Below are 21,735 nucleotides of genomic sequence, written 5' to 3'. Positions count from 1 at the left end.
GGCTCCACTTCTACAATCACCACCGACCCCACACCGGCATCGAGGGCCTCGTCCCCGCAGACCGCATTCACAACGTCACGGGGAACTACACCTAGCGGTCGCGGCGCTCGACGTCCGCCCGGTTCGCGTCCACGGCGTCCGCGACCATCGTGGCGCGCTCCTCCGGGGTCAGCGACGCCACGTAGCTGCGGTAGTCGTCGATCCCGGTCGCGATGACCTCGGCGAACTCCGGGTCGTCGGCGAGGTCGCGGATCGGGCGCCTCCCGGCCTGCACCTCGGCCAGCCTGGACGCGAGGGCGGTGCCGGGGTGGTCCTCCGCGATCCGCGTCAGGTTGGCCCTGAGGCGTGCCGCGGAGGACCGGTCGCCGGTGAAGGAGAGGAACTGGTCCTCGGGGCCGGTCTCCCCCTCCGGGTGCGGCTGCCAGGACACGTCAGCTCCCCGGGACGTACAGCTGGTCCTCGGGGACCGGCTGCCCGGTGGCCGTGACGACGATCTCGATGCCGTTGCCCTCGTCGACCACCTGGAGGTCGGAGCCCACGGGCAGGTCCCAGATGCCGATGAGCGCCGGTTCGAGCTCGCAGACCGAGTTGAAGTCCGTGATGACGAGGTTGTTGGCGTCGTGGAGGTACTCGGTGGTGTCGATGTCGGAGAAGATGCGCCACCCGTTGTCCGCGGCGGCCCGGGACTCCTCACGCACCATCCACTTGATGCGCCCGGCCCCGGACAGCACGTTCTTCGACACCAGGCAGGCGCCCGCTCGGGGGATGAACTCGATCGCCATGAGGGCTCCTCGACTCTCGGTGGGGTGGGTGCTGCTCGCCCGGGAGGGTTACTGCGCGGGTGGCGGGACGGGGATCCCCCGGTCGGTGAGGGTCTGCTCCGCGCGCACGACGAGCTCGCCGCGACCGCCCGACCAGTGGCGCAGGTTGCCCAGGACCGTACGCCCGAAGATGCTGTCCTGCAGCAGGTCGAGGTCGGGTCGCGCCAGCAGGACGTCGTAGAACGGGGCCAGGTCGGCGTCGCTGAACTTGAACTTCGCGGCGATGGTCTCCAGCGGGGTGCCGAACTTCTTGTGGCCCTCGTTGACGTCGGCGCCGGCGTCGAGCATCCGCGCGAGGAGCGGTGCCTCGGCGGTGAAGTCGTGCTGGTTGCGGCCGAGCAGGACGTGCAGGGGTTGCCCCTTCGTGACGTCCGCACCGTCGTCGAGCAGGCGGTTCGCCATCGCCACCCGCTGGGCGGTGTCCTTGTTCGACAGCGCCAGGGTGAGCAGCGTCCCGGACTCGAGCTGGAGGTCGACCCAGGCAGGCTCGTACACCTTCTCGAGCTCGGCGAGGGTGCCGTGCGTCAGTGCGGCGTGCAGGGCGTCGGTGTCGCGCGGCTTGCTGCGGTTGAACAGTCCCATGGGTGGCTGGGCCTACCTCTCGGTCCGGACCTCTGCGGGTCGTGTGCTGCCTAGGGTTCCTCGTCGACGTGCGAACGGTTCCTGCCCGGGTGCGCCACCTCGTAGTTGTCCGGGTCGCGGTACCGGCGCAGGAACTCCTCCTTGGAGATCTTGCCCGACAGGTAGTCGTCGCGCAGTTTCCGGTACTCCTCACCGGGCAGGTGGCCCATGTCCCACACGTCCCTGCGGGAGTCCCCGGGCTGCCACTCGATCTTGACCCGGTTGCCGTCCTTGTCGAGCACCCAGACGTCGCCGTTGGCGTCCTTCGCGTTCTCCCAGACCTCGTCGACCTGGCCCTTGCCGTAGCCGGGACGGGAGTTGGCGTACGGCAGGCGCTTGCCGTTCTTGTCGTAGCCGTAGGAGTTGGGCTTGCCCGTGTCGGGCAGCTTGCCGGTGGGCCGGCGACGCATCGCCCTGGCGGAGCGGAACTTGCGCAGGACGCGGGTGACGTCGGTGAGCTTGTCGACCGTGCGGACGATGGTGAACACGGCGCGGACCGCGCGGATCGCCGACAGCGCGGTGATCACGCGACGGGCGTAGTTCGCGGCGCGGGCCGCGATGACGGCCGCGCCGCCGCCTGCCGCGAGGCCCGCGGTGAAGAACGAGCCGATGCCGGCGACGACCGCGGTGGCGCCGACCTCGATGGCCAAGTCCTTCATCAGGCCCTTGACGGTGTTCTTGGTCTCCTCGACCTGGTTGGCGTAGTCGCGGCAGGCGGTGGCGAGCTCGCGGCACGCGCCGGCGATGTCGGAGGCGGCCTGCTTCACCTCGCCCACGGCCTTCTTGGCGGCGGGGATCTCCGGGGAGCGCTGGTTGCCGAGCTGGGTGGTGGCGACCTCGCAGTAGGAGCCCAGCCGGTCCAGCGACGAGGCGGCGGCGTCCCAGGCGGACGCCGCCTCGCCCAGCCGCCCGGTGTCCGCGCCCGGCCAGGCGTAGCCCTCGAGGTAGTCGAGGATGACGTCCCAGAACTGTGGCGTGTCCTCCGCGTTGGCGCCGGAGGCCGTGGGCGGCGTGTAGGGGTCGACCTCGACGGGGTCGACCTCCTCCGCCGCACCGGAGCCACCGCCGCGCCTGCCGTGGACCGAGCCGGCGTCCGCGTCGGCGTGGTTGGCGCCGGACGCCTCGGCGATGGTCGCGAGCGTCCCGAGCGCGGTGACGAGGTCGGCCATCGCCGTGACCGCCGCGGCGGCACCGGAGTCGTAGTTGGGGACGAAGTCCTCCGACGACTTGTCGTCGCCGCCCATGCCGCCGAACCCGCCGAGCTTGCCCGTGAGCGTCTCGTAGGCGGTCGCGGCCAGCCCGTTGGCGGTCGCCAGCAAGGACGCCGCGCTGGTGTAGCCCCCCGAGTCGACCTCGATCCTCATGACAGCGACTCCCACATCGACACGTTGGCCTGCGCCGCGCCGGTGTAGTTGGTGTGCGCATGGCGCGCCGAGGCACGCAGCTCGGCGAGGGCGGCACGCATGCCCCGCATGCCCTCCTCCCACGTGCGGTGGGCCTCGGCCTGCGCCTCGGCCGCCAGTCCCTCCCACGCCGACTGCAGGGCGGCGACCTGCTTCTCGATGTCGTTCGTCAGCGCCTCGAGGGCGTTCTCGGTCGCCTGGACGTCCGAGATCACGGCGTCGAGGTCGTCGGTGTCGATGGTGAAGACGCGTCCCGCCACGGGTCAGCCCAGCCTGTCGATGATGCGCGCCGAGAGGGCGTCCAGGCGCTGCTGCGAGGAGTCGTCGGAGGCGATGAAGTCGCGGTGGGTCTCGTCGAGGAGCTCGCGCATCGCGGTCAGCCCGGCCAGCACCTCGCCCGCCGACTCCTTCCACTCCTCCCACGCCTCGGAGAACGAGTCCGCGGCCTCGCCCGACCAGCCCGAGTCGAGGAACCCGCGCACGCGTCCGTCGATCTGGCTGCGGTCGGTGCGCAGCCGCTCCGCCGCGTCGTGCACGTCGTCCTTCGCCTTCGCGAAGGCCGCGTGCATCACCTGCACCTGTTCCACGTCAACCCTCCTGCCCGAGCCTGTGGAGGGCGTCTACCCCGGCAAGACGGCCCTGAACCCTCGCAGCGGCCGGTTTCGGGCGTACGCCTGTGCACCGGGCGCCTCGCGGGGCGGGTGGCGGGCGCCCGGGACCAGCCCGACGGGCGGGGCCGCTGTCGGACCCCGGTGCAAGACTGCACGACATGACCGCCCTCGACCGCTTCAGCGCCGCCACGCGCGCGTGGTTCGAGGCGTCCTTCGCGAGCCCGACCCCGGCGCAGGAGGGCGCCTGGGACGCCATCGCGGCCGGCCGGCACGCCCTCGTGGTCGCTCCCACCGGCAGCGGCAAGACGCTGAGCGCGTTCCTCCACGCCATCGACCGCCTGCTGAGCACCGAGCGGCCCGACGACAGGTCGAGGCGCACGCGCGTCCTCTACATCTCGCCCCTCAAGGCGCTCGGCGTCGACGTCGAGCGCAACCTCCGCGCCCCGCTGACCGGCATCCGCAACACCGCGGAGCGGCTGGAGACGACCGTCCCGGACGTGACGGTGGGCCTGCGCTCCGGCGACACGAGCCCGGCCGACCGGCGCAAGCTCGGCACCGCCCCGCCCGACATCCTCATCACGACCCCCGAGTCGCTGTTCCTCATGCTGACCAGCCAGGCGCGCGAGACGCTGCGCGGCGTCGACACGGTGATCATCGACGAGGTCCACGCCGTCGCCGGGACCAAGCGCGGCGCGCACCTCGGGCTGAGCCTCGAGCGCCTCGACCAGCTGCTGGACCGGCCGGCCCAGCGCATCGGGCTGAGCGCGACCGTGCGCCCCCTCGAGGAGGTCGCCCGGTTCCTCGGCGGCACCCAGCCGGTCGAGATCGTCTCCCCGCCGAGCACCAAGGAGTGGGACCTGCGCGTGGTGGTGCCCGTCGAGGACATGACCATGCCCGAGCAGTACGACGAGGAGTCCGGCGACCCCGGTCGCTCGACGAGCATCTGGCCCCACGTCGAGGAGCACGTCGTCGACCTCGTGGAGCAGCACAGCTCGACCATCGTCTTCGCCAACTCCCGACGCCTCGCCGAGCGACTCACCGCCCGGCTCAACGAGATCGCCACCGAACGGGCGGCCGGCGCCGAGGCGGAGCCCCGGGCAGCCGGCACGCCGCCCGCCCAGGTGATGGCGCAGTCCGGCCAGAGCAGCGGCGCGGACACGATCATCGCCAAGGCCCACCACGGCTCCGTCTCCAAGGAGCAGCGGGCCGTCATCGAGGACGACCTCAAGCGCGGGCGCCTCCCCTGCGTGGTCGCGACCAGCAGCCTCGAGCTCGGCATCGACATGGGCTCGGTCGACCTCGTCATCCAGATCGAGTCGCCGCCGAGCGTCGCGAGCGCCCTCCAGCGGGTCGGGCGCGCCGGGCACCAGGTGGGCGAGACCAGCCGCGGCGTGCTGTTCCCCAAGCACCGCGGCGACCTGGCCCAGACGGCCGTCGCGGTCGAGCGCATGCGCGCAGGCGCGATCGAGAAGATGACCGTGCCGACCAACCCGCTCGACGTCCTCGCCCAGCAGGTCGTCGCGGCGCTCGCCATGGAGGACTGGCAGGTCGACGAGCTCTTCGCCCTCGTCACCCGCGCCGCGTCCTACACCCAGCTCCCGCGCTCGGCGTACGACGCGACGCTCGACCTGCTGAGCGGGCGCTACCCCAGCGACGAGTTCGCCGAGCTGCGACCGCGGATCGTGTGGGACCGGGTCACCGGCACCCTGAGCGGGCGCCCCGGGGCCCAACGCCTCGCCGTCACCAGCGGCGGGACCATCCCGGACCGCGGGCTGTTCGGTGTGTTCCTCGTCGGCGAGAAGGCCAGCCGGGTGGGCGAGCTCGACGAGGAGATGGTCTACGAGTCGCGCGTCGGCGACGTCTTCGCGCTCGGGGCGACGAGCTGGCGCATCGAGGACATCACCCACGACCGCGTCCTCGTCACACCGGCGCCCGGCATCCCCGGGCGGCTGCCCTTCTGGAAGGGCGACGCCCTCGGCCGGCCCGCGGAGCTCGGCGCGGCGGTCGGCGAGCTCACCCGCGACCTCGCCGGCAAGCCGGCCGCGAAGGCCATCGAGCAGGTCCGCGCACGCGGGCTCGACGCCAACGCGGCCACCAACCTCGTCACCTACATCGGCGAGCAGCGCGAGGCGACCCAGGTCGTCCCCAACGACACCCAGATCGTCGTCGAGCGCTTCCGCGACGAGCTCGGCGACTGGCGCCTCGTCGTCCACTCCCCCTACGGCACGCCCGTCCACGCGCCCTGGGCGCTGGCGATCAACGCCCGTCTGCGCGAGCGCTTCGACGTCGACGGGCAGGCGGTCGCCTCCGACGACGGCATCGTCATCCGGATCCCCGACACCGACGCCGAGCCGCCGACGGGCGAGGTCATCGTCTTCGAGCCCGAGGAGATCGAGCAGCTCGTCACCCAGGAGGTGGGCGGGTCGGCGCTGTTCGCGAGCCGCTTCCGCGAGTGCGCCGCCCGCGCCCTGCTGCTCCCGCGTCGTGACCCCGGACGCCGCAGCCCGCTGTGGCAGCAGCGCCAGCGCAGCGCCCAGCTCCTCGAGGTCGCCTCGCAGTACCCCGCCTTCCCGATCGTGCTCGAGGCGGTGCGCGAGTGCCTCCAGGACGTCTACGACCTCCCCGCGCTGGTCACGCTCCTCGGGCGCGTGCAGCGGCGTGAGATCTCCGTCCTCGACGTCGCCACGACCCAGCCCAGCCCCTTCGCCCGGAGCCTGCTCTTCGGCTACGTCGCCCAGTTCGTCTACGAGGGCGACTCCCCGATCGCCGAGCGGCGCGCAGCCGCGCTGTCCCTCGACCAGGGCCTGCTCGCCGAGCTGCTCGGACGCGCGGAGCTGCGCGAGCTGCTCGATCCCGAGGTGCTGGCCGAGGTGGAGGCGGAGCTCCAGTGGCTCGCCGCCGACCGACGCGCCCGCGACGCCGAGGCCGTGGCCGACCTGCTCCGGCTGGTCGGACCGCTGTCGACGGAGGAGATCCGCGCCCGCTCGGTCGAGGGGGCCGACGTCGAGGGATGGCTGGAGGCCCTCGGGCGCCGGGTGATCCAGGTGCGGATGGCCGGCGAGGACCGCTGGACCGCGATCGAGGACGTCGGGCGACTGCGCGACGGGCTCGGGGTGCCGGTCCCGGTCGGCACCCCCGACGCGTTCCTCCAGCTCCCCGAGGACCCGCTCGGCGACCTCGTCTCCCGCTTCGCCCGCAGCCACGGCCCCTTCACGACGACCGAGGTGGCAGCCCGCCTCGGCCTGGGCGAGGCCGTCGCCCGGCAGACCCTGCAACGGCTCGCGCACCGCGGCCGCGTCCTCGACGGGGAGTTCCGTCCGTCCGGCTCGGGCACCGAGTGGTGCGACGCCGAGGTGCTGCGCAAGCTGCGACGGCGCTCCCTCGCCCGGCTGCGCCAGGAGATCGAGCCGGTCGACCAGGCCGCGGTCGCCCGATTCCTCCCCGCGTGGCAACGCGTCGGCGGGGCCCTGCGCGGGGTCGACGGCGTGGTCGCCGCGATCGACCAGCTCGCCGGCTGCCCGGTGCCGGCCAGCGCCCTCGAGCCGCTGGTCCTCGCAGCCCGGGTCCGGGACTACGAGCCGTCGATGCTCGACGAGCTGACCGCCTCGGGCGAGGTCATCTGGACCGGTCACGCGCCCCTTCCCGGCAGCGACGGGTGGGTCAGCCTCCACCTCGCCGACCAGGCGCACCTCACCCTGCCCGAGGTGGAGGCCGACGAGCCCAGCGGGCTCCAGCGCGCCGTGCTCGACGCGCTCGACCCCGGCGGGGCCTGGTTCTTCCGCCAGCTCGCCGACCGGGTCGGTCCGACCACCGACGCAGACCTCAGCGCCGCGCTGTGGGACCTCGTCTGGCAGGGGCGGGTCACCAACGACACGCTGACGCCGCTGCGCGCCCTCGTCCGCAGCGGTACGCCCGCCCACCGCTCGCGCCGCTCCCCTCCGCGGATGGGGCGCACCACCGGCGGGCGGATGTCGGTGCGGTCCGGACCTCCCGAGACCGCCGGACGGTGGGCGATCCTGCCCGACCGCGACGGCGACCCGACCCGCCGCGCGCACGCCCGCGCCGAGCACCTCCTCGAGCGACACGGCGTCGTGACGCGGGGCGCCGTGGTCAGCGAGCGGATCGCCGGCGGCTTCGCCGGCGTCTACAAGGTCCTCAGCGCCTTCGAGGACACCGGACGCTGCCGTCGGGGCTACTTCATCGAGGGCCTCGGGGCGGCGCAGTTCGGCAGTGCCGGTGCGATCGACCGGCTGCGGACCTTCTCCGAGCCCGACAGCGCCCGGTCCGGCGCGAAGTCGACCGTGGTCGCCCTCGCCGCCACCGATCCCGCCAACGTCTTCGGCGCAGCGCTCCCGTGGCCCGACGCCGGTGACGCCGAGCGCACCGGCCACCGCCCCGGACGCAAGGCCGGTGCCCTCGTCGTGCTCGTCGACGGCACGCTGACGGTCTACGTCGAGCGCGGCGGCCGCACGCTCCTCACGTGGAGCGACGACGAGGACGTGCTGACCCCCGCGGTGACCGCCCTCGCCGAGGCCGCCCGCCGCGGTGCGCTGGGGCGCCTCACCGTCGAGAAGGCCGACGGCCAGGCGCTCATCGGCGGCGGCGGCGAGACGCCCATCCGGCTCGCCCTGACCGCCGCCGGGTTCGTGGCGACGCCCAAGGGGCTGAGGCTGCGTGCCTGAGGGCGACACCGTCTACCGTGCGGCCGCCAAGCTCGACCGCGCCCTGAGCGGCCACGTCCTCACCACCACGGACTTCCGCGTGCCGGCGTTCGCCACCCACGACCTCACGGGCGGCACGGTGCTGCGCACGCTGTCGCGCGGCAAGCACCTGCTGACCCGCATCGACCACGAGCGCCCGTGGACCCTCCACACGCACCTCAAGATGGAGGGCTCGTGGCACGTCTACCCCGACGGCGAGCGGTGGCGCCGGCCCGACGTCCAGGTCCGCGTGGTGCTGGGGGTGCAGGGCACCCAGGCGGTCGGCTTCCAGCTCGGCGTGGTGGAGCTGATCCCGCGTGCGGCCGAGCACGACGTGGTCGGCCACCTCGGTCCGGACCTGCTCGGTCACGACTGGGACGAGGAGCGTGCCCTGGCCAACCTCCGCGACCAGCCCGACCGTCCGATCGGACAGGCGCTGCTCGACCAGCGCAACCTCGCCGGCATCGGCAACATGTACATGGCCGAGCTCTGCTTCACGATGGGGGTGAACCCGGCCGCGCCGGTCGCCTCGGTGGCGCAGCTCCCGCGGCTGGTGCGGCGCGGCAAGCAGATGCTCGAGGTCAACAAGGAGCGCGCGATCCAGTCGACGACGGGCAACCTGCGCGAGCGCGAGCGGATGTGGGTCTACCGACGCGACAGGTCGCCGTGCCGGCGGTGCGGCACCTCCATCGTCGTCACGATGCAGGGTGAGCCGGGACGCGAGCGCGCGGCGTACTGGTGCCCCAGCTGCCAGCCCGAGCGCTGACGTCGGACGCGACGTGCGGTGCCGGGCGCCTCAGGCGGCGGAGGCGACCACGTCGCCGGAGCGGCGGGCCACGGTGATCGGCGTCGCGGCGTGCTCCTCGACGGCGACGGCGTCGGCGACCTCGCGGAGCACGTCGGACAGCGGCAGGTCCATCGCCTGGCACAGCGAGGCGAGCAGCTCCGACGACGCCTCCTTCTGCCCACGCTCGATCTCCGAGATGTAGCCGAGGCTCACCCGCGCCTCCGCCGAGAGCTCACGCAGGGTCATCCCCCGCTGCATCCGCGCGCTGCGCAGCACGTCACCGAGCAGTCGTCGGAAGAGCACCATGCGCGCGTCCTTACTCTGGTCCATGTGGCTGGCGAGGGGAGGTCGTGGGCACAACGCTACCCGAGGCCCCATTCTTCCCGCCGCACAACCTGGCCTTCCGGGACGAGGATCCCCACGACCAGGGAGAGCACCTCGGCGCAGGCGCCCTCGCGGATCGCCGTGCGGTCGCCACCGAGCGCGAGGAGTCGTGCCTCGACCGCCGACGGCCCGGCCGCAGCGACCCAGACCGTGCCGACGGGGCGGCCGTCCTGCTCGTCGGGGCCGGCCACGCCGGTGGTCGCCAGGCCCCACGTCGCGCCCAGCCGGTCGCGTACGCCCGCGGCCATCGCCTCCGCGCACTCGCGCGAGACCACGCCGTGCGCCTCGACCACGTCGGGCGGGACCCCGAGCACCTCCACCTTGATCCGGGTGGCGTAGGACACGACTCCCCCGACGAAGCTGCGCGACGCGCCGGCGACGTCGGTCAGCGCCGAGGCGAGCATGCCTCCGGTGAGCGACTCGGCGGTCGCGACGGTCTCGCCCCGCTCCGCGAGCACCTCGAGCAGACGCGCGGCGTCCGGCTGCCGTGACCACATGTCGGCGACACTAGCCGCATGGCTCTCCCCATCGAGGACTACGCACTCATCGGCGACCGGGGCACGGCCGCGCTGGTCGGCAAGGACGGATCGATCGACTGGCTGTGCCTGCCCAGGTTCGACTCCCCCGCCTGCTTCGCCGCCCTCCTCGGCACGGAGGAGCACGGCCGCTGGCTGCTCGCCCCTGCCGACGAGGTCGTGTCGACGAGTCGCCGCTACGTCGACGGCACCGCCCTGCTGGAGACCACGTTCACCACGTCGACCGGCGAGGTGGTGCTGCTCGACGTGATGCCCACCAACGACAGCCGCGCCGACGTCGTGCGCCGTCTCACCTGCACGCGCGGCAGCGTGCGCATCCGGCACGACTGGGTCGTGCGCACGGACTACGGGCGGGTGCGCCCGTGGGTGTCGAGGGAGCGTGCCCACGGCCACGAGGTCGTGGTCGCGGTCGCCGGTCCGGACAAGTTCGTGCTCCGGGGCCCGCGCCTGCCGCACGGCCACGGGGGCCACCACAGCGACGAGTTCGACCTGTCCGAGGGCGACGAGCTCACGTTCTCCACGACGTGGGTGCAGTCGTGGCGCGACGTGCCGGAGCCGATGGGGTTCGACGAGCGCATCGACGCGACCACCGACCAGCAGCGCGCCTGGTCGGCCCGGTCCCCCGAGGACGTCCCGCACGCCGACCAGGTCCGCCGCAGCCTGCTGACGCTGCTGCTCATGACGCACGCCGAGACCGGCGGCATCGTCGCGGCGCCGACCACGTCGTTGCCGGAGGACTTCGGCGGCGAGCGCAACTGGGACTACCGCTTCTGCTGGCTGCGCGACGCCGCCCTCACCCTCGAGTCACTCCTCGGCGCCGGTTACGACGAGGAGGCGCTGGAGTGGCGTCGCTGGCTGCTGCGTGCCGTGGCCGGCGACCCGGCGGACCTGCAGATCATGTACACCGTCGACGGCGGCCGGCAGCTGCCGGAGCTCGAGCTCCCGCACCTGCCCGGGTACGCCGGCAGCACGCCGGTGCGCATCGGCAACGGCGCGGTGTCGCAGCGGCAGAACGACGTGCTCGGCGAGGTCATGATCGCCCTCGAGCTGGCGCGCGAGGCCGGGCTCACCGAGACCCGGAACTCGTGGTCGCTGCAGCGTGCCCTCGTCGACGAGCTGGCCGAGCACTGGGACGAGCCGGACAACGGGCTCTGGGAGATCCGCGGGCCGCAACGCCACTTCACCCACTCAAGGCTGATGGTGTGGGTCGCCTTCGACCGCGGGGTCAAGGCCATCGAGGAGCACGGCCTCGAGGGGCCGCTCGAGCGGTGGCGCGACCTGCGCGACCGGGTGCGCGAGGAGATCCTCGACAAGGGCTACGACGTCGAGAGGGGCACCTTCACCCAGCACTACGACACCTCGGAGGTGGACGCCGCCCTGCTCAACATCCCCCTGGTGGGGTTCCTGCCCGGCGACGACCCGCGCGTGCTCGGCACCATCGACGCGGTGATGGCGGACCTCGACGCCGACGGCCTGCTGCTGCGCTACCGCACCGAGACCGGGGTGGACGGCCTCTCCGGCGACGAGCACCCGTTCCTGGCCTGCTCCTTCTGGCTCGTCTCCGCCCTGGCGGCCGCCGGGCGGCGCGACGAGGCAGGCGCGCTGATGGACCGCCTGTGCGGCCTGACGAACGACGTCGGGCTGCTGTCGGAGGAGTACGACGCCGACCACGGCCGGATGGCGGGCAACTTCCCGCAGGCCTTCAGCCACCTCGCGCTCGTGCAAGCGGCCCTCGCCCTGCGCTGAGCAGGACGAGGGCCGCGAGCCTCAAGCGGTCATGCGGTCACGCCGTCAGCGACGACGCACCTTCAGCTTGACGACGGTCTGCTTGGTGCGGACCTTCTGGCTGCCGGCGTACTTCACCACGACGCGCTTCTTGCCCGCCTTGGAGAACTTCGCGAGGCGGACGATCGCCTTGCCCTTCTTGAGCTTGGCGGTGTACTTCTTGCCGCCGACCTTGACGACGACCTTGCCGGTCACCGACGTGATCCCGAGGGCGCTGGCCTTGATCTTGACCCGGGCGCGGGTCTTGCCGGCGACGACGCGACCCGGCCTGACGCGCGCCTTCACCTCGCCCTTGGCCTTGCGGATGTCGACCGGGAGCGAGAACGTCGTGCCGGTCGTCGGGCCGGTGAAGGTCAGCAGCTGCTTGCCCTTGCGGACCTTGCCCTTCAGCTCGACGGTGACGGCGCTCCTGCCGGACTCGTCGTTGGCCGTGGTGCCGATGGTGTTGTCGACCGGCGTGGCCGCCACCGCCGCGTTGCCCACCTTGACGGCCAGGGTGGCGTCCTTGGCGTCAGCCGCGGTGCTCATCGCGAGCGAGGACAGGTTGAGCTTCAGCTCCTGGCCCAGACGGTAGAAGCGCGGTGCACCGGCCGGCCAGGAGACACCGACCTGGCGCTGCGCCTTGTTGACCGGGAGCGGCGTCGTGGCGGCCTTGGCCGCCATGTAGTCGACCATCGCCTGGAGGTCGGACTTGCCCGTGTCACGCTTGGCGCTGGCGTCCTTGAAGGCGTGGAAGTTGTCACCGCCGCCGGCGAGGAACGAGTTCACCGTGACCGAGTAGGTCGTGGCGGGCTCGACGGCCTTGCCGTTGAGCCACATGCCCGTGATGCGGCTGCCCTCGGGCTTCGTCGGGTCGTAGGTGGAGAAGAAGCCCTCCGAGACACCGAGACGCAGGAAGTTGACCGACGGGACCGTGCCGTCGACGCGGCGCTGCCACTGCTGCTCGAGCGCGTTCTTGATCTGTGCGCCCGTCATCTTCATGTTGACCAGCGTGTTGGCGAACGGCTGCACGACGGCTGCCTGCTTGTAGGTCAGCGCGCCGTTGGTCCCGGTCATGTCCTGACGGAGACCACCCGGGTTCATGAAGGCGATCTGCGCGGCGCCGGCCTCCGGGGTCGACGTCGCCCAGCGCTGCACCTCGGCGACGAGGTTGCCGAGCGTGGACTCACCGCCGCGGTTCTCGGTGGTGCCGTCGGCGAGCTTGGCGCGGTTGAACGGACCGCCGAGCTTGCCGAGCTCACGGGCGCCGAGGACCTCGGCCTTGGCGCTGGCGGCGGTGACGCTCGCCTGGACCGCGTTCTTGGTCGCCACGGCGTCCGGGTCGGTGACCGAGACCTGGTTGGCCTGCACGACGTCGATGTCGCCCGGTGCGAAGGTGACGGCGTTGGTGTCGGTGTCCACCGTCAGCCGGAGCCGGTTGAGGTTGGTGCCGTACTGCCCGGCTGACACGACCGGGACGCTGCCGACGAGGCAGGTGTACTTCTGGTGGGTGTGGCCGGAGATGATGGCGCTGACGCTCGAGCCCACGCCGGTCACGATCTTGCCGAACGCACTGGCGTCGGACGTGCCGGCGCACGGGTCCGCCGTGTTCGCCGCCGCGCCCTCGTGGACGAGCATCACCACGACGTCGGCGCCGTCCGCCTTCAGGGCGGCGGCGCCGGCCTTCACCTCGTCGACGATCGACGTGACCTTGACGTCGGCGATTCCCGCCGGGGACACCAGGGTCGGGAGGTCCTCGGTCACGGCGCCGACGAATCCGACCTTGACGCCGCCGACGGTCGTGGACCACGTGCCGCCGTTCGACGCGTCGTTGGCGTCGGACGTGCGAGCGGTGACGTCCGGGAGTGCGTAGCTGTTGTCGGACTTCTTGCGGACGTTGGCCGCGAGGTACTGCCAGTTCGCGCCGCCCTCGGCGTTGGTGGTGTCGTCCGCAGCCGCCATCACGCGGTTGACCAGGTCCCCGTAGCCGCCGTCGAACTCGTGGTTGCCCGCGGCCGAGACGTCGAGCCCGGCGGCGTTGAGGGCGTCGATGGTGGGCTTGTCGCGCTGGATGAACGACTCGAAGGTCGAGGCACCGATCAGGTCGCCCGCGGCCGCGAAGACGGTCGGGCCGTCGAAGTCCGCCTCCAGCTGCTTCACCGCTCCGGCGAACTGGGCTGCACCGGCCTCCTGGGCACCGTTGCTGGTGTTCGACAGGAGACGGCCGTGGAAGTCGTTGGTGCCGAGGATCTGGATCTGGACGACGGCTGACTGGGCCGGCGCGGCCGTCGCGATGACGGCGAGCGGGGCTGCGACGAGCCCCGTCAGGGTGGCGGCGAGCGCGAGCTTGCCGCCGGGTCGGGTTGCTGACACGAGGTGGCCTTTCGGTTGAGTGCGTGCGAGTCGCGTCACCCTAACCCGGACTTTTTCGCGCCAGACGCGTCCACGGGCGGAGGAACGCACGAACGGCCCGGCCGACCCCGAAGGGGCGACCGGGCCGCACGTGTCAGGTCAGCGCCTGATCTTCAGCTTCACCACCGTCTTCTCGCGCTTGACGGTGTCGTCGCCGAGGTAGCGCACCACGAGCTTCTTGGTGCCGGGACGCGCGAAGGCCGGCAGCTTGACGACCGCCTTGCCGTCCTTGACCTTGAACCGGTACGCCTTCTTGGCGCCCTTGACCTTGACCGTGATCCAGCCGCTGGCCTTCTCGTCACCGGCCTTCACCTTGATCACGAAGCGGACCTTCTCGCCCACGGTGCCCGTGGCGTCGACGGGCTTGAGGGTCGGGTCCACCTTGTCCGGCACGCCCGGGGGCGCGGTCGGCGGCGTGGTCGGGGGCGTGGTCGGGGGCGTGGTCGGCGGCGTGGTCGGCGGCGTGGTGACGGCCTTGGCCTTCACCGTGACCGTGACCGTGCTCGACGACGAGGCGTGCAGGTCGTCCCCGACATAGGTGAGCCGGAGCGGGTGCACGCCCACCGGCAGCGCACCGGCCGCCAGCGGGATCGTCGCCTTGCCGTCGACCAGCGTGGCGTCCAGGGTCATCTGGCCCAGCCCGAGGACGACGTCACCGGTGGCCGTCGCGGGGGTGACCGAGACGGCGATCGAACCGGCCGAGCCCTCCTCGAGGGTGAGGTCGGTGCCGGCGACCATGGTGGCGATGCACTCCGGGCCCGTCAGCTCCACCGGCACGCGCACCACGGTGCCCGTGTTGTTGCCGGTCAGCGTGAGCGGGAGGTCCCCGGTGACGCAGGTCGGCGCCTCGACCTCGACGTCGGCGGTGCCGGTCTCGTCGAAGCCCGGCAGGGATGCCTGCACCGCGGTGGTGACCGTGGCGGTGCCGAGGACCTTGCCCCCCTGCGCCACCTCGAGCTCGGTGTCGGTCACGTCGCCGGGACCGCTCATCGAGAGAGAGGAGAGCGAGAGCTCGATCGTGTCGCCCGATCCGTAGCTCGCCGGCGCTCCCGCCGGGAACGCCACGTTGACCGCACGCTGCGAGTAGTCGACCGCGAGGGGCTCGTCGCCCTCCGCCGCGTTGGCGAACTCGTCCATGTACTCGACCATCGCGGCGAGGTCCACCTTGCCGGTGTCCTGCTTGCCCATCGCCTGGTTGAAGGCGCCGAAGTTGTCGCCACCGCCCGCCAGGAACGAGTTCGCCGTCACCGAGTAGGACGTGGTCAGCCCGACCGGCTCACCGTCGAGCCACATCGCCGTGATGCGCGAGCCCGCGGGCTTCGTGGCGTCGTAGGTGTAGGTGAAGCCCTCCGAGACACCGAGGCGCAGGAAGGGTCGGCTCGCACCGGCCGGCTGCCACTGCTGCTCGAGCACGGCCTTGATCTGGGCACCGGTCATGTCCATGTTCACCAGCGTGTTGGCGAAGGACTGGACGTTGGCTGCCTGCCGGTAGGTCAGGGTGCGCGGGAAGTCGCCCGCGTTGCCCACCATGTCGGCACGGAGGCCGCCGGGGTTCATGAACGCGATCTCCGCGCCCCCGACGGTGGCCGGGGTGGCCCACCTCTGGACCTCGGCCACCAGGTTGCCGAGCGTCGACTCGTTGCCGCGGTTCTCCGTCGTGCCGTCAGCGAGCTTGGCACGGTAGAAGGGGCCGTCGATCTTGCCGAGCTCGACGCTGCCGAGCGTCTCTGCCTGGGCGACCGCTGCGTCCACGATGGCCTTGGTGTCGGCGTCCACCGGGTAGAGGGCGGCACCGGTGGCGCTCTCCAGGTCGAGCAGGTTCTGCGTCTTGGCCTGCACCTCACCCGTGGCGGCGTCGACCTCGAACAGCAGCTGGTTCAGGCGCGTGCCGTACTGACCGGCCGAGACGACCGGGCGCTCGGTCACGGGGCGGCCGGTCCAGCCGGGCACCGGGAACGAGCAGTTGTACGCGAGGTGGGTGTGCCCCGACACGATGGCGTCCACGTTGTCGTTGACACCGTTGATGATCGAGCCGAAGTCCGAGGCAGGGTCGTCGTCCATGGTCGCGCACGAGGTGCTGGGGGCACCCTCGTGCACGAGCAGCACGATGACGTCGACACCGGCGGCCTTGAGGGCGTTCGCCTCGCGGTTGGTGGCGGCGACGACGTCCTCGATCTCCACGCCCTCGATGCCGGCCGGGGAGACCAGCTCGTCGAGGTGCTCGGTGACGGCACCGATGAAGCCGACCTGCACGCCGTCCATCTCCTTGACCCAGGTGGACTCGAGGAGGTCGTCGGCGGGCGCACCCGGCTTCTTCACGTTGGCGCCGAGGTACGTCCAGTCCGCGAGCGGGATGACGCGGTCGACCAGGTCGGAGTAGCCGGCGTCGAACTCGTGGTTGCCCACCGCCGACACCTCCAGGCCGGCCTCGTTGAGGGCATCGATGGTCGGGACGTCCTTCTGGATGAACGACTCGAACGTGGAGGCACCGATCAGGTCGCCCGCCGCGGCGAACACGGTGTTGGGCTTCTCGCCGCGCAGCTGCTTCACCGCGCCCGCGAGGACCGCCGCACCAGCGTCGTTCGGGAACGGGGACCCGGTGTTGTTGAGCAGTCGTCCGTGGAAGTCGTTGGTGCCGAGCACCTGGACCTCGACCGGTCCGGCCGGTGCGGCCGCCGTGTTGATGCCGATGATCTCCGGGTTGTGGTCGGAGGACTTGAACGGCGTGGCGGCGTAGAGGTTGGTCGCGTTCGAGTTGAACCGGCTGTACTCGTAGTAGACGGACTCGCTGGCGTTGATGTCCCAGATGTCGACGCCCTCGACGTCGGCCAGGGCCTCGTCGTTGGCCAGGACGTGGTCGAGCGAGCCGATCATGCCGTCGAAGTTGTAGCTCTCCTCGCCCTCGGTGTCGGACTCCAGGTTGGTGTACCCGGCGTCGTTGAGGACCTGGATCGGGTCCTCGTGGGTGTAGGCGTTGAAGTCGCCGGCGAGGAAGACCCGCGAGATCCCACGCGCGGTCTTGAAGGCGTCGGCGAAGGTCACCAGGGCGTTGGCCTGCGCGACGCGGTCCGGGTTGGCGTTGCCCTGCCCGGTGCCGTCGTTGGTGCCCGAACCCTTGGACTTGAAGTGGTTGACGACGACGGCGAAGGCGTCGGCGTCGTCCGTGCCGACCTGCTTGAAGGCCTGGGCGAGCGGCTCGCGTGCGTTGCCGAACGCCGCGCTGCCGACCAGGATCTTCGAGGTGCCCACGAGGGCCACGGCGGCGGGCTGGTAGATGAAGCCGGTGCGGATGACGTCCTCGTCGGCCAGCGGCGGGAGGTCCGCGCCGGTCGGCGAGGGGGCGTAGGCCCACTTCCCGGCGTTGCCCACGTTGAGCGCGTCGACGAGCTTGCCGATCGCGAAGTCGCGGTCCTTGCCGAACTTCGCCGAGTTCTCGAGCTCCTCGAGCGAGACGATGTGCGCCCCGGAGCCGTTGATGGCTGCGACGATCTTGGCCTGCTGCCGCTCCAGGCTCGCCTGGTTGGCGGCGCCGCGCGGGCCGTTGGGGTTGCACGAGTCGACCGTGATGCGGTTGCCCTGCCGGTCGGTGTACCAGCTGCAGGTGCCGCCCGAGCCCACGAACTCCTCGCCGGTGGTCGGGAAGAAGTTCAGGACGTTGAACGTGGCCAGCTTGATGTCACCGCCGACGTCCTGGGGGGCCAGGTTGTCCGCGCGGGTCTGCTCGACCTGGGGCTGCGAGGCCGTCGGCTTGCCGACCACGCGCGTGGTGGGCAGGAGGCGCCAGGTGCTGAAGCCCTCCGTGAAGACGACCGGCTCCGGGAACGTGACGGCGGCACCCACGCGCACCGCGTGGTCCGCGGTCAGCCACGGGAACGGCTGGTCGGTGTTGCTCGCGGTCACGGCGTAGTTGAGGCTCGAGCCGTCGTCGAGGACGATGCGGCGGGCGTTGTTGTACGCCGTGCGCTGGGCGATGAGCGTCGCCTCGGTCTGCGCGTCGTAGAGCTCGGTCGGGGTGACCAGCGGCTGGTCGGAGCCGGCGGCGAGGCCGATCTCGCCGTACATGGCCGGCGACGTGGTGTTCCCGGGCCAGAACGGGCTGCCGTCGTAGACGTCGGTCACGGTGAAGTCGGCGGTGGGCTCGAGGAGCTCACCCTCCATGGCCTCGCGTGCGGACGCCAGGGCGGCCACGGTCTCGCACGTGGCCCCCGGGAGCGCGCAGGTGGTGCCGGGGATCGTGGTCTTCGGGGTCACCTCGCCCAGCGAGGCGATCGCGGTGACCGAGCCCAGGGTGGCGTTGATCTGGGTCTGGCCACCGTTCTCACCGGCCACGCCCGTGACCTCGACGGAGTCGCCGATCGCGGGGTAGGTGGTGAAGCCGTTGGTGCCGCCCCACACGAAGACGGCGTCGGACGCGTCGGGCGTGTCGGCGCCCGGGGTCTGGATGTAGAAGCCGTTGAGGCCGCCGGTCGGGTAGGAGGCGGTCACGACGCCGCGCGTCTTGACGCCCTGCCCGCTGACCGGGGTGGTCGCACCGGTGCCCTGGATCTGCGCGATCGGGACGAGCGCCGCTGCCGGGCTGATGGTGAACGTGAAGCCCACCTCGTCGCTGGCGGCCGGGGTGGCGGAGTCGGTCGCGGTGGCCGTGACGTTGAACGTCCCGGTCGCCGTCGGGGTGCCGGAGACGACACCCGCGGTCGTCGCCTCGACGCCCGCGGGGAGGCCGGTCACCGACCAGGTGTACGGCGCGGTCCCGCCGCTTGCGGCGAGCGTGAAGGTCGCGATCGGCGAGCCGACCTGGCCGGTCTTGTTGCCCGGCGAGGTGGCCTCGAGGCCGGCCGGGGTCGACGGACCGGAGTTCTCCGGGACCGGCGTGCCGACGGTGAAGTCGACCGAGTTGTTGTCGGTGTCGGCGCCCGCAGCGTTGCGCGACGCAGCGGTCGAGTTCGAGAGCGCGCCTGCTGCCGTTCCCTCGCGGACGGTGGCGCTGCCGAATCCGACGACGTCGACGTCCGCGCCCCCCTTCGTCAGCTTGACGGTGCCGTTCGTCGCCCCGAGCCCGAGGGTGTAGGTGGCGTCGGGGGTCGGCAGGGCCACACCCGCGCCGGCGCCGGCGCCCTCCTGGATGAGGAACTTGCCACCGGGCGCGATGGTGCCCGTGAGGCCGTGGGAGCCACCGGGGTTGCCGTTGGCCGCGAGGTAGACGATCCCGTACTGCGCCAGGTCGACCTCGTTGGCCGTCGGGTTCTGCAGCTCGATGAAGTCGTTCTTGAAAGGGGCACCGCTGTTGCCGCCGCCTCCGAACACCTCACTGATGACGAGGTCGGTGCCTTCGGGGTTCGCGGAAGCTGCGAAGGGGGTGAGTCCGGCCGCCAAGAGGGCCAGACCGGCTCCTGCCGCGACATGGCGCGGCGAGGGGAGCGCGGGTGAGCGCATGTTTACTCCGGATGTAGGTGTGCGGGTGATGTGCACCGCATCTTGACCCACGAACTCCCGGATTCACCCCTGGCAACCGCACCTTTTCCTGCGATCGTTGCCAAAAGTTCACGATCGTCTTCGTCGCGATGTGACGTGGCCCACTCGGAGGGTTCAGGCGGGGTGCGTGGCGCGCTGCTTGCGCACCTCGCGGACGAACTCCCAGCCCGACCACATCGTCATCACGACCGCCACGGCGAGCATCGCCTGGCTGACGTAGAACAGCACCTCGCCCAGCGGCCCGGGCCAGAAGTCGAAGGCCCCGCCGTGCGCGTCGCCGTGCGGGAGGGGCCACAGGAGGCCCGCGAGGGCGAAGGCCTGGAGCACCGTCTTGATCTTCCCGCTCTGCGCGGCGGGGATCACGACGGTCTTGAGCACGGACAGGCGCAGGAGGGTCACGCCCCACTCGCGCAGCAGCACCACGATCGTCACCCACCACCAGATGTCGCCGACGATCGAGAGGCCGATGAACGCCATGCCCGTGATCGCCTTGTCGGCGATCGGGTCGGCGATCTTGCCGAAGTCGGTGATGAGGCCGTGCTTGCGGGCGAGGTCGCCGTCGACCTTGTCGGTGATCATCGCGACCGCGAAGATCGCGAACGCGACCCACCGCCACGTCGCCGACTCACCGCCGTCGTGCAGGAGCGCCCAGCCGAAGAGCGGCACCATCACGATGCGGAGCACCGTGAGCACGTTGGCGATGTTCCAGTTGGAGACCTGCTGGTCGGTGGTCATGCGACTCCGTCCACGTGCGCGATCAGGTCCACCCCGTCCGTGCCGGTGACGACCGCGGTGAGCAGGTCGCCCACCCGCGCGCCCTGCACGTCTGCCACCTGCGTCGTGCCGTCCACCTCCGGACCCTGGTGGGCGGCACGTCCCTCCGCGACGCCGTCGTCGACCGACTCCACGAGCACCACGACCTCCTCGCCGATGCGCTCCTCGGCCCGCTGGGCGTTGAGCTCCTCGACGAGGGCGGTGACGTGCTCGGTGCGGGCGCGGATCTCGTCCTCGTCGAGCTTGAGGGCGTCGTCGAAGCCGGCCGCCTCGGTGCCGTCCTCGTCGGAGTAGCCGAAGACACCGGTGACGTCCATCCGCGCGGCCTCGAGGAAGTCGCACAGCACCCGGAGGTCCTCGTCGGTCTCGCCCGGGAAGCCGACGATGACGTTGGACCGTACGCCCGCCAGCGGCGCCAGCGTGCGGATGGTGTCGAGGAGGCCGAGGAAGCTGTCCGGGTCGCCGAAGCGACGCATCCGGCGCAGCACGCCGGCACTGGCGTGCTGGAAGGAGAGGTCGAAGTAGGGCACGACGCCCGGCGTCGAGGCGATGGCCTCGATCAGGCCGGGGCGCGTCTCGGCGGGCTGGAGGTAGGACACGCGGACCCGATCGATGCCGTCGATGCCGGACAGCTCGGGCAGCAGCGTCTCGAGGAGCCGGAGGTCGCCGAGGTCCTTGCCGTAGGAGGTCGAGTTCTCACTGACGAGGAAGAGCTCCTTGACGCCCTGCGTCGCGAGCCACTGGCCCTCCTGCAGCACGTCGCTCGGGCGGCGGCTGACGAAGGAGCCGCGGAAGGCGGGGATGGCGCAGAACGAGCACCGCCGGTCGCAGCCGCTGGCCAGCTTGAGCGGGGCCATCGGGCCGGCGTCCAGGCGACGGCGTACGGCGCGGGGACCCGTCGCGGGCGCCCCGCTGCCGATCTCGCTGGTGTCGGCACGTACGTCGTGACCGGGCACGGAGATCGCGGAGGCGTCGCGCTCGACCGGGGAGATCGGCAGCAGCCGGCGGCGGTCGGACGGGGTGTGCGGGTGGTGCGTCTCGCCGCCCACGATGGCGCGCAGCTTGGAGGCGATGTCGGGGTAGTCGTCGAAGCCGAGGACCGCGTCGGCCTCGGGAAGCGACTCCGCGAGGTCCTTGCCGTAGCGCTCGGCCAGGCAGCCCACGGCCACCACGGCCTGTGCCTTGCCGCCGTGGCCGGCCGACTCCTTGAGGTCGGCCGCCTCCAGCAGCGTGTCGACGGAGTCCTTCTTGGCCGCCTCGACGAAGCCGCACGTGTTGACCACGACCGTGTCGGCGTCCTCCGGGTCCGCGACGAGCACGAAGCCCCCGGCCTCGAGCCGGCCGGCCAGCTCCTCGGAGTCGACCTCGTTGCGTGCGCAACCGAGCGTCACCACAGCGACGTTCAGCGGGGTCTCGGGGGTCGTGGTCTGAGTCGTCATCGCAGTCGTGA

Annotated in this window: 15 protein-coding genes; 3 read left to right on the top strand and 12 right to left on the bottom strand. The window is 71.8% G+C overall.

The window, feature by feature from the left end:
* Positions 1–91: 91 nt before the first annotated feature.
* The 6 genes from F4692_RS19215 to F4692_RS19190 are packed head-to-tail and all read right to left on the bottom strand — an operon-like array spanning position 92 to position 3,432.
* Positions 92–430, bottom strand: a complete 339-nt coding sequence (locus tag F4692_RS19215; protein WP_179621341.1) for a hypothetical protein — start codon at positions 428–430, stop codon at positions 92–94.
* A gap of 1 nt (position 431) precedes the next feature.
* On the bottom strand, positions 432–782 hold the full coding sequence (locus F4692_RS19210) for a DUF2185 domain-containing protein (protein WP_179621340.1): 351 nt from the start codon (positions 780–782) through the stop codon (positions 432–434).
* 48 nt (positions 783–830) lie between these two features.
* Positions 831–1,403 (bottom strand): ankyrin repeat domain-containing protein, encoded by a 573-nt coding sequence (locus F4692_RS19205; protein ID WP_179621339.1) that lies wholly within the window; start codon positions 1,401–1,403, stop codon positions 831–833.
* Between the two features lie 50 nt (positions 1,404–1,453).
* On the bottom strand, positions 1,454–2,806 hold the full coding sequence (locus tag F4692_RS20740; RefSeq protein WP_218858783.1) for an HNH/ENDO VII family nuclease: 1,353 nt from the start codon (positions 2,804–2,806) through the stop codon (positions 1,454–1,456).
* Entirely contained in the window at positions 2,803–3,105 is a 303-nt protein-coding gene (locus F4692_RS19195) for a WXG100 family type VII secretion target (protein WP_179621338.1), read from the bottom strand. The genes F4692_RS20740 and F4692_RS19195 overlap by 4 nt, the downstream gene beginning before the upstream one ends.
* A 3-nt stretch (positions 3,106–3,108) precedes the next feature.
* Positions 3,109–3,432 (bottom strand): WXG100 family type VII secretion target, encoded by a 324-nt coding sequence (locus F4692_RS19190; RefSeq protein ID WP_179621337.1) that lies wholly within the window; start codon positions 3,430–3,432, stop codon positions 3,109–3,111.
* A 182-nt stretch (positions 3,433–3,614) separates the two neighbouring features.
* Here F4692_RS19190 and F4692_RS19185 point away from each other — a divergent pair, with 182 nt between their 5' ends.
* Both F4692_RS19185 and F4692_RS19180 read left to right on the top strand, forming a co-directional pair.
* The gene (locus F4692_RS19185; protein ID WP_179621336.1) at positions 3,615–8,138 is read left to right on the top strand and encodes an ATP-dependent helicase; all 4,524 of its coding nucleotides are present in this window, start codon (positions 3,615–3,617) and stop codon (positions 8,136–8,138) included.
* Entirely contained in the window at positions 8,131–8,922 is a 792-nt protein-coding gene (locus tag F4692_RS19180) for a DNA-formamidopyrimidine glycosylase family protein (RefSeq protein ID WP_179621335.1), read from the top strand. The genes F4692_RS19185 and F4692_RS19180 overlap by 8 nt, the downstream gene beginning before the upstream one ends.
* Positions 8,923–8,952: 30 nt before the next feature.
* Here the strand turns inward: F4692_RS19180 and F4692_RS19175 are convergent, their stop codons facing one another.
* Both F4692_RS19175 and F4692_RS19170 read right to left on the bottom strand, forming a co-directional pair.
* A complete protein-coding gene (locus F4692_RS19175; RefSeq protein WP_179621358.1) occupies positions 8,953–9,249 on the bottom strand; it encodes a helix-turn-helix domain-containing protein in 297 nt (98 codons plus the stop codon).
* A 56-nt stretch (positions 9,250–9,305) separates the two neighbouring features.
* The gene (locus F4692_RS19170; protein ID WP_179621334.1) at positions 9,306–9,824 is read right to left on the bottom strand and encodes a CinA family protein; all 519 of its coding nucleotides are present in this window, start codon (positions 9,822–9,824) and stop codon (positions 9,306–9,308) included.
* Positions 9,825–9,842: 18 nt separating this feature from the next.
* Between F4692_RS19170 and F4692_RS19165 the strand changes: the two genes are divergently transcribed.
* Positions 9,843–11,609 carry a glycoside hydrolase family 15 protein gene (locus F4692_RS19165; protein ID WP_179621333.1) on the top strand — a complete coding sequence of 589 codons (1,767 nt, stop codon included), beginning with the start codon at positions 9,843–9,845 and terminating at the stop codon, positions 11,607–11,609.
* 45 nt (positions 11,610–11,654) lie between these two features.
* Here F4692_RS19165 and F4692_RS19160 read toward each other — a convergent pair whose 3' ends face one another.
* The 4 genes from F4692_RS19160 to rimO form a co-directional block, all read right to left on the bottom strand.
* Positions 11,655–14,000, bottom strand: coding sequence for a bifunctional metallophosphatase/5'-nucleotidase (locus F4692_RS19160; RefSeq protein ID WP_179621332.1), 2,346 nt, complete (start codon positions 13,998–14,000; stop codon positions 11,655–11,657).
* A gap of 138 nt (positions 14,001–14,138) precedes the next feature.
* A complete protein-coding gene (locus F4692_RS19155; RefSeq protein WP_257030056.1) occupies positions 14,139–19,472 on the bottom strand; it encodes an ExeM/NucH family extracellular endonuclease in 5,334 nt (1,777 codons plus the stop codon).
* Positions 19,473–19,625: 153 nt separating this feature from the next.
* A complete protein-coding gene (gene pgsA / locus F4692_RS19150; protein WP_179621330.1) occupies positions 19,626–20,246 on the bottom strand; it encodes a CDP-diacylglycerol--glycerol-3-phosphate 3-phosphatidyltransferase in 621 nt (206 codons plus the stop codon).
* Complete coding sequence (rimO, locus tag F4692_RS19145) at positions 20,243–21,691, bottom strand: 30S ribosomal protein S12 methylthiotransferase RimO (protein WP_218858802.1); 1,449 nt, start codon at positions 21,689–21,691, stop codon at positions 20,243–20,245. Before rimO ends, pgsA begins: the two co-directional genes overlap by 4 nt.
* Positions 21,692–21,735 lie beyond the last annotated feature (44 nt).

Source organism: Nocardioides cavernae, from assembly GCF_013410035.1.
Taxonomy (GTDB): domain Bacteria; phylum Actinomycetota; class Actinomycetes; order Propionibacteriales; family Nocardioidaceae; genus Nocardioides; species Nocardioides cavernae_A.
The sequence above is the reverse complement of the archived record's forward strand: the minus strand, read 5'-3'. Positions and strand labels throughout refer to the sequence as shown.

What these genes read in the sequence shown, in the direction of transcription:
- F4692_RS19210 (WP_179621340.1), bottom strand. Translation starts at nt 782, where the DNA reads ATGGCGATCGAGTTCATCCCCCGAGCGGGCGCCTGCCTGGTGTCGAAG.
- F4692_RS19205 (WP_179621339.1), bottom strand. Translation starts at nt 1,403, where the DNA reads ATGGGACTGTTCAACCGCAGCAAGCCGCGCGACACCGACGCCCTGCAC.
- F4692_RS20740 (WP_218858783.1), bottom strand. Translation starts at nt 2,806, where the DNA reads ATGAGGATCGAGGTCGACTCGGGGGGCTACACCAGCGCGGCGTCCTTG.
- F4692_RS19185 (WP_179621336.1), top strand. Translation starts at nt 3,615, where the DNA reads ATGACCGCCCTCGACCGCTTCAGCGCCGCCACGCGCGCGTGGTTCGAG.
- F4692_RS19175 (WP_179621358.1), bottom strand. Translation starts at nt 9,249, where the DNA reads ATGGTGCTCTTCCGACGACTGCTCGGTGACGTGCTGCGCAGCGCGCGG.
- F4692_RS19170 (WP_179621334.1), bottom strand. Translation starts at nt 9,824, where the DNA reads ATGTGGTCACGGCAGCCGGACGCCGCGCGTCTGCTCGAGGTGCTCGCG.
- F4692_RS19165 (WP_179621333.1), top strand. Translation starts at nt 9,843, where the DNA reads ATGGCTCTCCCCATCGAGGACTACGCACTCATCGGCGACCGGGGCACG.
- F4692_RS19155 (WP_257030056.1), bottom strand. Translation starts at nt 19,472, where the DNA reads ATGCGCTCACCCGCGCTCCCCTCGCCGCGCCATGTCGCGGCAGGAGCC.
- pgsA (WP_179621330.1), bottom strand. Translation starts at nt 20,246, where the DNA reads ATGACCACCGACCAGCAGGTCTCCAACTGGAACATCGCCAACGTGCTC.